At 41.0% G+C, this 6,698-nt stretch carries 6 protein-coding genes and 1 pseudogene; 4 read left to right on the top strand and 3 right to left on the bottom strand.

Translation table 11 applies throughout. The features are described from left to right. Nucleotides 1–174 precede the first annotated feature (174 nt). The 3 genes and pseudogenes from H6G97_RS42500 to H6G97_RS42490 all read left to right on the top strand — a co-directional run. A pseudogene (locus H6G97_RS42500) lies at nt 175–918 on the top strand (sensor histidine kinase); the annotation flags it as partial. A 481-nt stretch (nt 919–1,399) separates the two neighbouring features. Next, the gene (gene dinB, locus H6G97_RS42495) at nt 1,400–2,542 is read left to right on the top strand and encodes a DNA polymerase IV (RefSeq protein ID WP_338421962.1); all 1,143 of its coding nucleotides are present in this window, start codon (nt 1,400–1,402) and stop codon (nt 2,540–2,542) included. 454 nt (nt 2,543–2,996) lie between these two features. Next, entirely contained in the window at nt 2,997–3,257 is a 261-nt protein-coding gene (locus H6G97_RS42490; RefSeq protein ID WP_190946565.1) for a DUF7219 family protein, read from the top strand. A gap of 2 nt (nt 3,258–3,259) precedes the next feature. Here H6G97_RS42490 and H6G97_RS42485 read toward each other — a convergent pair whose 3' ends face one another. Both H6G97_RS42485 and H6G97_RS42480 read right to left on the bottom strand, forming a co-directional pair. Then, a complete protein-coding gene (locus tag H6G97_RS42485; RefSeq protein WP_190946564.1) occupies nt 3,260–3,475 on the bottom strand; it encodes a hypothetical protein in 216 nt (71 codons plus the stop codon). A 968-nt stretch (nt 3,476–4,443) separates the two neighbouring features. Then, on the bottom strand, nt 4,444–4,896 hold the full coding sequence (locus H6G97_RS42480; RefSeq protein WP_242055974.1) for a GNAT family N-acetyltransferase: 453 nt from the start codon (nt 4,894–4,896) through the stop codon (nt 4,444–4,446). Between the two features lie 282 nt (nt 4,897–5,178). Between H6G97_RS42480 and H6G97_RS42475 the strand changes: the two genes are divergently transcribed. Then, nucleotides 5,179–5,760, top strand: a complete 582-nt coding sequence (locus H6G97_RS42475) for a hypothetical protein (protein WP_190946563.1) — start codon at nt 5,179–5,181, stop codon at nt 5,758–5,760. A gap of 80 nt (nt 5,761–5,840) precedes the next feature. On the opposite strand, the gene H6G97_RS42470 is transcribed toward H6G97_RS42475, so the two are convergent. After that, the gene (locus H6G97_RS42470; RefSeq protein ID WP_190946562.1) at nt 5,841–6,185 is read right to left on the bottom strand and encodes a hypothetical protein; all 345 of its coding nucleotides are present in this window, start codon (nt 6,183–6,185) and stop codon (nt 5,841–5,843) included. Nucleotides 6,186–6,698 lie beyond the last annotated feature (513 nt).

Here is a 6,698-nt window from a genome sequence, read left to right as displayed (position 1 = left end):
TGAAATTAACTACGACTGGACATGACAATACAGGTTTAAATTTGAACTGTTCCGGTATACAATCTGTTTTCTGAGGGGTCATGCTTAAAACTGCTGGAATTCATGTGCAATAGATATTTTGGCAGTTTTTGACTCCTCTTTTCTCCAGCTTCGTGAGAAATCCGGGTTAAATATGAAGCTGCTATTAGATCAAAAAGTGTATTTTTGGCCAATGTCGGCCACGAATTACGCACACCATTAAATGCTGTCATTGGCTTGAGCCAACTTTTAGAAGATGATGCTACCGAGCTTAGTTTATCGGCAGACTTTATCACAGACTTAGAAACAATTAACTCTGCTGGTAAGCATTTACTGCACTTGATTAACGAAATCCTTGACTTGTCAAAAATTGAAGCGGGGAAAATGACCCTCTATCCAGAGACATTCGAGATTGCGACACTGATTCATAATATTGTCCTCACAGTCAAACCAGCCATAGAAAAAAATGCCAATGTTCTAGAGGTGCATTTTGATGAACAACTTGGCATGATGTACGCCGATCAAACTAGGATGCGGCAGGTACTGTTAAACTTACTAAGCAACGCCAGTAAGTTTACTACAAACGGAAAGGTAACGCTAGCAGTTAAAACCGAACAAGAAGACTTCGTGCAAGAAACTTTGAAATCAGCCCCTATTGAAATGATTACTTTCACTGTTACTGATACAGGCATTGGTATGTCTGATAATCTACAACAACTGTTATTTCAACCTTTTACACAGGGAGATGCATCAAACTATGGTGGCACTGGATTAGGGTTAGCGATTAGCCGCCACTTTTGCCAGATGATGAGCGGTGAGATTTTTTTTGAAAGTAAGCTTGGACTTGGTTCTTCTTTCACTGTGCGCCTACCGCGAAATATGAGGCATAAACTAGTGTGAGATATGGTCGCCTCCACTACCATGCCATCTTCACCAATCCGCAAACCGAGGAAGTAAAAGCCGTTTGCGAAGTTTGCCGTAAATATGTTTGGAGCAAAGAAGAATCTAAAACTGGGGATTAATAAGAGGAAAACAGGAGAAATAGACCTTTAATCTCCAATGTTGAAGTTTAAAACTCCAGTGCAAAGTGATGTTGCTTTACCTTGCCTTTCTTAGCAGTTAGCTTCCCCTAACAATAAGGGCATAAAAGCTCAGTTTTACCACTACCAATATCTTCAACACACACTAATTTCCCATCTGAGGCTATACCAAATTTAAGCCACATCGTCACGTTCACTGATTAGCAGAAAAACCAATCGAGACTGATAGTAGAAAGTTCAAGCAAGCTTTAAATAATTTGCAGATATGCAAAATTTGGCCCAAACTAGTGCTAGTGTACTATAGGATTTCTAATTTAGGATTTAATTTGCTTGAAAATGGTGTGAAAAGCGAGACTGCTTGTGGTGGAGCTACCTTGGAACAAGAATCTGTCGCTAGAACTCGGAAAATAGTTCACGTTGATATGGATGCCTTCTACGCATCAGTAGAACAGAGGGACAACCCTAGCTACCGAGGAAAACCGTTAGTAGTCGGTGGCAGTCCGAATCAGCGAGGCGTGGTTGCAGCAGCGAGTTATGAAGCTCGTAAGTTTGGCATTCACTCAGCAATGCCTTCAATAACTGCGATCGCAAAATGCCCTGGGCTTATCTTTGTTAGACCGAGATTCGATGTCTACCGAGAGATTTCTGCTGCAATCCACGCTATCTTTAAACGCTACAGTGATTTAGTGGAAGGAGTTGCACTAGATGAAGCATACCTGGATGTGACTGAGAATAGGCAAAACATCCCTTACGCTTCTACTATCGCAAGACACATCAAAACTGCAATTTTCCAGGAAACTCAGTTGACGGCAACCGCAGGCGTGTCAATTAACAAGTTTCTTGCAAAAATGGCATCAGGACAGAATAAACCCAATGGACTGACGATGATTTTACCGGAGGATGCGATCGCATTTGTAGAGCAGCTGCCGATTGAGAAGTTTCACGGCATTGGAGAAGTGACGGCGGCGAAGATGCATTCACTGGGGATTGATACTGGCGCAGATTTGAAAATGCGATCGCTCTTGGAGTTAACACACCATTTTGGTAAAGCAGGACAATACTACTACAAGATTGCCAGGGCAGAAGATGACCGACCAGTAGAGGGGAATCGGGTTCGTAAGTCGATTGGTGCAGAAACCTCGTTTGCAAATGATTTAAGCGATGTTGGTCAGATGTTGCAAGAACTCGAACAGATTGCACAAATCGTCGAGCAACGGTTAGAGCAGCACGAAACGCGAGGCCGCACATTAACTCTGAAAGTCAAGTTTTCTGACTATCATCAGATAACCCGCAGTAAGACAATGCTTGCTCCCATCAGTGAACTCTCCATGATTTTTGAGATAGCCAAAGCGCTGTTTGAGTCGATTGATCTGGAAAATCGCAGTATTAGGTTGCTGGGCATTTCTTTGTCTAACCTAGATAACGCCAAACAAACCCAAGTAATTCAATTGCCACTATTTCAGAATGCAGGCATTGTATTTTAGCGTAGGCGTAGCCCACACTTCTACATACTTCAACTCCCTTCCCTATGAGACGCGACGCGAATGGCTACGCTCAGGGTAAGCCGCTCAGTACCATAAGCTCAGTTACCGTCGTAAGCATTTCACAAGCTCATTAATGATTGCAATTGTGTGTCTGAACTATTTCCCAATTCTTGAAGAATTGAGATAGTTTATTTTTTAACGCTTCAGCAGTCTGAATAAGATTAGACTCTTAAGCTGTTTTTAGCTTCATAGCAAGGCCATCTGCCAGCCAAAAAACTAAATGGCTGAAATTCTTCACTTTACATTTGACGATTTTGGACTATGAGTCATACTAAAAAAATGCTCATGATTTCAGCAATCGCCAACTATATTTCCAAGCAGCCATTTGGCTAGGGAGATAGTTGAAACTGGGTTGACATAATTGATGAAAACTTATTAGTAGAGAGATGAAGTTATGAACCAGTCTCATGAGGAAGACAAAAATAAATTCCTTTACCCTCGTGGTCGCTACTACGGGCAAGTTAAACCAGAAAACTTAGTTTTCAATGCTAATTTGCAAGAATTTGCTCAAAAGGTTGGCATAATCACCAGTTTAGAAAGCAATGGTAAGCTTGACCCAGAAGATGCTTATCAGCAAATTAAGGAACTTTGGAAACAGTTAAAGCGCAGTAAGAAGGAACTGGGAATTGGTGAGGAGCCATCGGCAACAGCCTGAACTTATTCTAACTTTGGGGTAATCACTTCAAACTCATTGCGCCTGAGTGATACTAAAATATTTTCCTGATCTGAATCTACTTGAATAAGCCAGCGTATACTTGATTCACCATCTGAGTGTGGCTCTCGACCACAAACAACCCCAACTTTTCCAGTAACATAGAAAGGATTTAGAATCAAAACTGTGTCTCCTATTTGAGCAGGGTCTGGGGTCTGCAATAGCGCTCCTAAAGGTGTTAGCTCTGAAAAATGGACTTATACAAGTGAAAAGCTCTATTGTATAACCTTATCTTAACCAATACTTAATTCCTAGCTAATCTTCCTGTTGGTGCTTGTGATGGAATGCTTTGAGGCTAGAGCAGCACTTCACAAGGGGATGCACGTTAACAAAAATCAAATTCTTTGACTATCATCAGATAACCCGCAGTAAGCTGTTAAGCATATAAGAAAGCACATTGAGATCGCAGGGGGGCAGGGAGCCAGGGAGAGGCTTTGCAGCTTTTATTACCATGAAAATGGTGCGATTTAAATGGCGATTAGCTTAAGACAATGCTTTACTCTGTGATTTGCCTCCACAGCCTGGGAGCAGCGGCAGCTGTGCGAAGACAGCGCAATCGCTAGCTTGGGGTGGTGGAGGGCTATGGTCAAGATTTACAGTAGTTATACAGAGGTATGAATAGATACTATTTTATAAACTAAATGCTGGTAAATCAAGCATTGGTTATTATATACTCTGCTAAGTGAATAACTCGGTAGAGTATTTTTGTAAAAGTATGCCTACCGTAAGCGATCGCCAATCCTTTGCCCTTGTTACAAGCGCCCTCCACAGCCGACGATTGCTCCTTGAGGTAATGGTGCATTCATGTTTGACGAAATTTTGATAACCATTGGTTAACACGCATTCAGCCAAGGGTGTGTATTGGGCTTGGTTGATTGCGTCTAATCCTTGTATAGTGCAGCTTTAAAAGTTTTTCGTTTTTTTGCATAAAGTACAAAACTTGAACTGAAGAGTATTACATAGCGAACGAATTATATGTAAAGTAGGGGGCAGGCATGGAGAGGGTTTGCAGCTTTTCTTCCCATGAAAATGGTGCAATTTAAATGACGATCAGCTTATAACTTTAATGACTAATTTTCTGCGCTCGCTTCGACTCGATAAAATTTGGATTTTGAACAATAAAGCAGATTTAAATGGGACGCTCACAAGGTTCACCGTACTGTTGATAACCAACTCGCTTGAAGGCAGAAATTATCCGCTCGTTACCCACCCAAGTATCACAAAACACTCTGAAAACGCCTACTTCTTGTAATGTACGTGTTCCTTGTGACAAAAGATCGTTTGCAAAACCCTGTCCTCGGTACTCTGGAAGTACGCCAATATCGTAGATAGTTCCTTCCTCTTTGCCATCCTTGGCGCATCCTGTAAAAATAACTGGAAGCACAAACCCTACAATGTCGCCATTTTGATTAATTCCAAACTGCCACCAGTCATCTTGATACCAGAAGCCATCTTTGGCAGAATTGAGATATTTCTCAATCTCTTGGTACGGGGAAGTTGCTGAAATTTTCCGTTGATGACTGGCATCGGTTGATGAAGCCATGACACGCATCACAACACTAATTAATGAATTGTCGCCCATCGCCTCAACTAGCTTTTAAGCTAATCGTGCTGGAACTTCAATTAACGGTTTCGGCTCCTCCCAGACAAAGGGGACTTTAAAATAAGTTTGCTGACTCATAGGCAATAGGAACAAAAATCCGTAAGCTATGCCTTTATATTACACAATACTACATAATCAGCATGGCAGATGATAATTGAAAAGCGCATATACACCTTCCTAAAGATACAAGAGATATTGCGCTGAGTGTCTGTTTTTATCCTAGTAGCTAGGAGATAATAATCAAAATTTCGGGCAAAATAGATGCAAGATATTCCTGACTACCTTACCCACTATTACGAAGAAGGCAGTATTCGGCTCAAGAATATTTGCGATTCCGATAATGTGGAAGCACAAGCAATATTAACAAGTTTATTAAAAACTGGGCAAAGAACTTGGTTGCATCCTGGGTATCTTGAAGAACGGCGTGAAGTTGAAGCATGGCTCTACAATGATTTTGTCAAAAAAGGGAAAAAACCATATCTTCAGCATCCTCTTTATTTTGTTCTAGGAGAGCATGACGATTTATTTCAAAAAGGTGGTTTCTTTTCTAAGGCTAACCCTAGCAAATTAACAATCCCCATATCGCTGTTCGATAGTGATATGATTTCATTTACATATCCTGACAGTATGCCTAGTTTTAACATTCCCCGAACAAAAAGAGGGAAACCTTATTTAAAATCATTTCACGGTCAAGTTTTTACTCAAAATGAGATAATTGAGGTAATAAAAACCTATGGATTACCAGGAGATAAATGGAAATTTTGTGAGGTATGGCGTTATGATCGCTTTATTGAGGCACAAGTATGGGATACTCGTCCAATCGAGAAATTTTTAAAATCATAGTTTGAGAATTTTCTAGCTTATAACTAAATTTTGAAAAAGTCCATTTGAAACTTTTTTGATTTTAAATATCGGAATTTGATTCAAAATAGCAATTGTTCAACCGAGCAAACAAACTCAAAGGATGTGCAAGAGTTGAATGTAGCACTTGACACCGCCGCACCGAACGACCCACCAACCGCCCCCGATAAAACTCCTGCTGCAAAGAAAACAAAACACCCAAAATCTCCAACTCCGACCAATCCCCCAAACCCTCGCCATGCCCCATATACAAGGGAAGTAGCCGCAGGGCAAGCGATCGCCCCGAATAACTCCACACAGGAGTTATTCGGGGCGATGATGGTATGCCGCAGGGCGACAAATGTAAACCATTGGTTGTCAAAATCCAACTGGATGGTGTCTACACAGGCCCAAGAGGCTAGGTTCAATTTTTGCAAGAAATTAGCAATGTCGATCCCGTTTCAAGTCGTAAATGACTTTCTCCAAGTACCAGTTTGCCGGCTTCCCAGGATTAATCTGTTGTTGGTGTTTAAGTAACTTTTAACCCCACGTCCGCAGTTCAGAGATAATCAAATATTCGGTAATAGATTTAAGGCCCAGGCGATGACTTTTTCGCCTTTCCACCCTTCATGACCGATGGCAAAAAGCAACTACCCCAACAGCAAAAATGACGGATGTCACTGCGTAATGCCGTCGTTACTTAAGCAGTCATGAGTCCCATAGTTGTTAAAGTCGTACAAAACCAGTCATCCTCATAACCTGAGACTTGCATAGATGTAATGGATTTATATATTTATATCAACTTTTTTTAACATTTCAGATTGACTATTAAACCTCGTCCATTTTGAAAGCTGGAGTTTTGTCACGCATGGGACTATCCTAAGTTTTAGGAGTGGTGATTGAGGTTTGTACAAGAATGTTGAAAATTGACTTTCTTCGTT

Origin of the sequence: Nostoc flagelliforme FACHB-838, assembly GCF_014698065.1 — a bacterium.
GTDB lineage: Bacteria > Cyanobacteriota > Cyanobacteriia > Cyanobacteriales > Nostocaceae > Nostoc > Nostoc flagelliforme_B.
The sequence above is the reverse complement of the archived record's forward strand: the minus strand, read 5'-3'. Positions and strand labels throughout refer to the sequence as shown.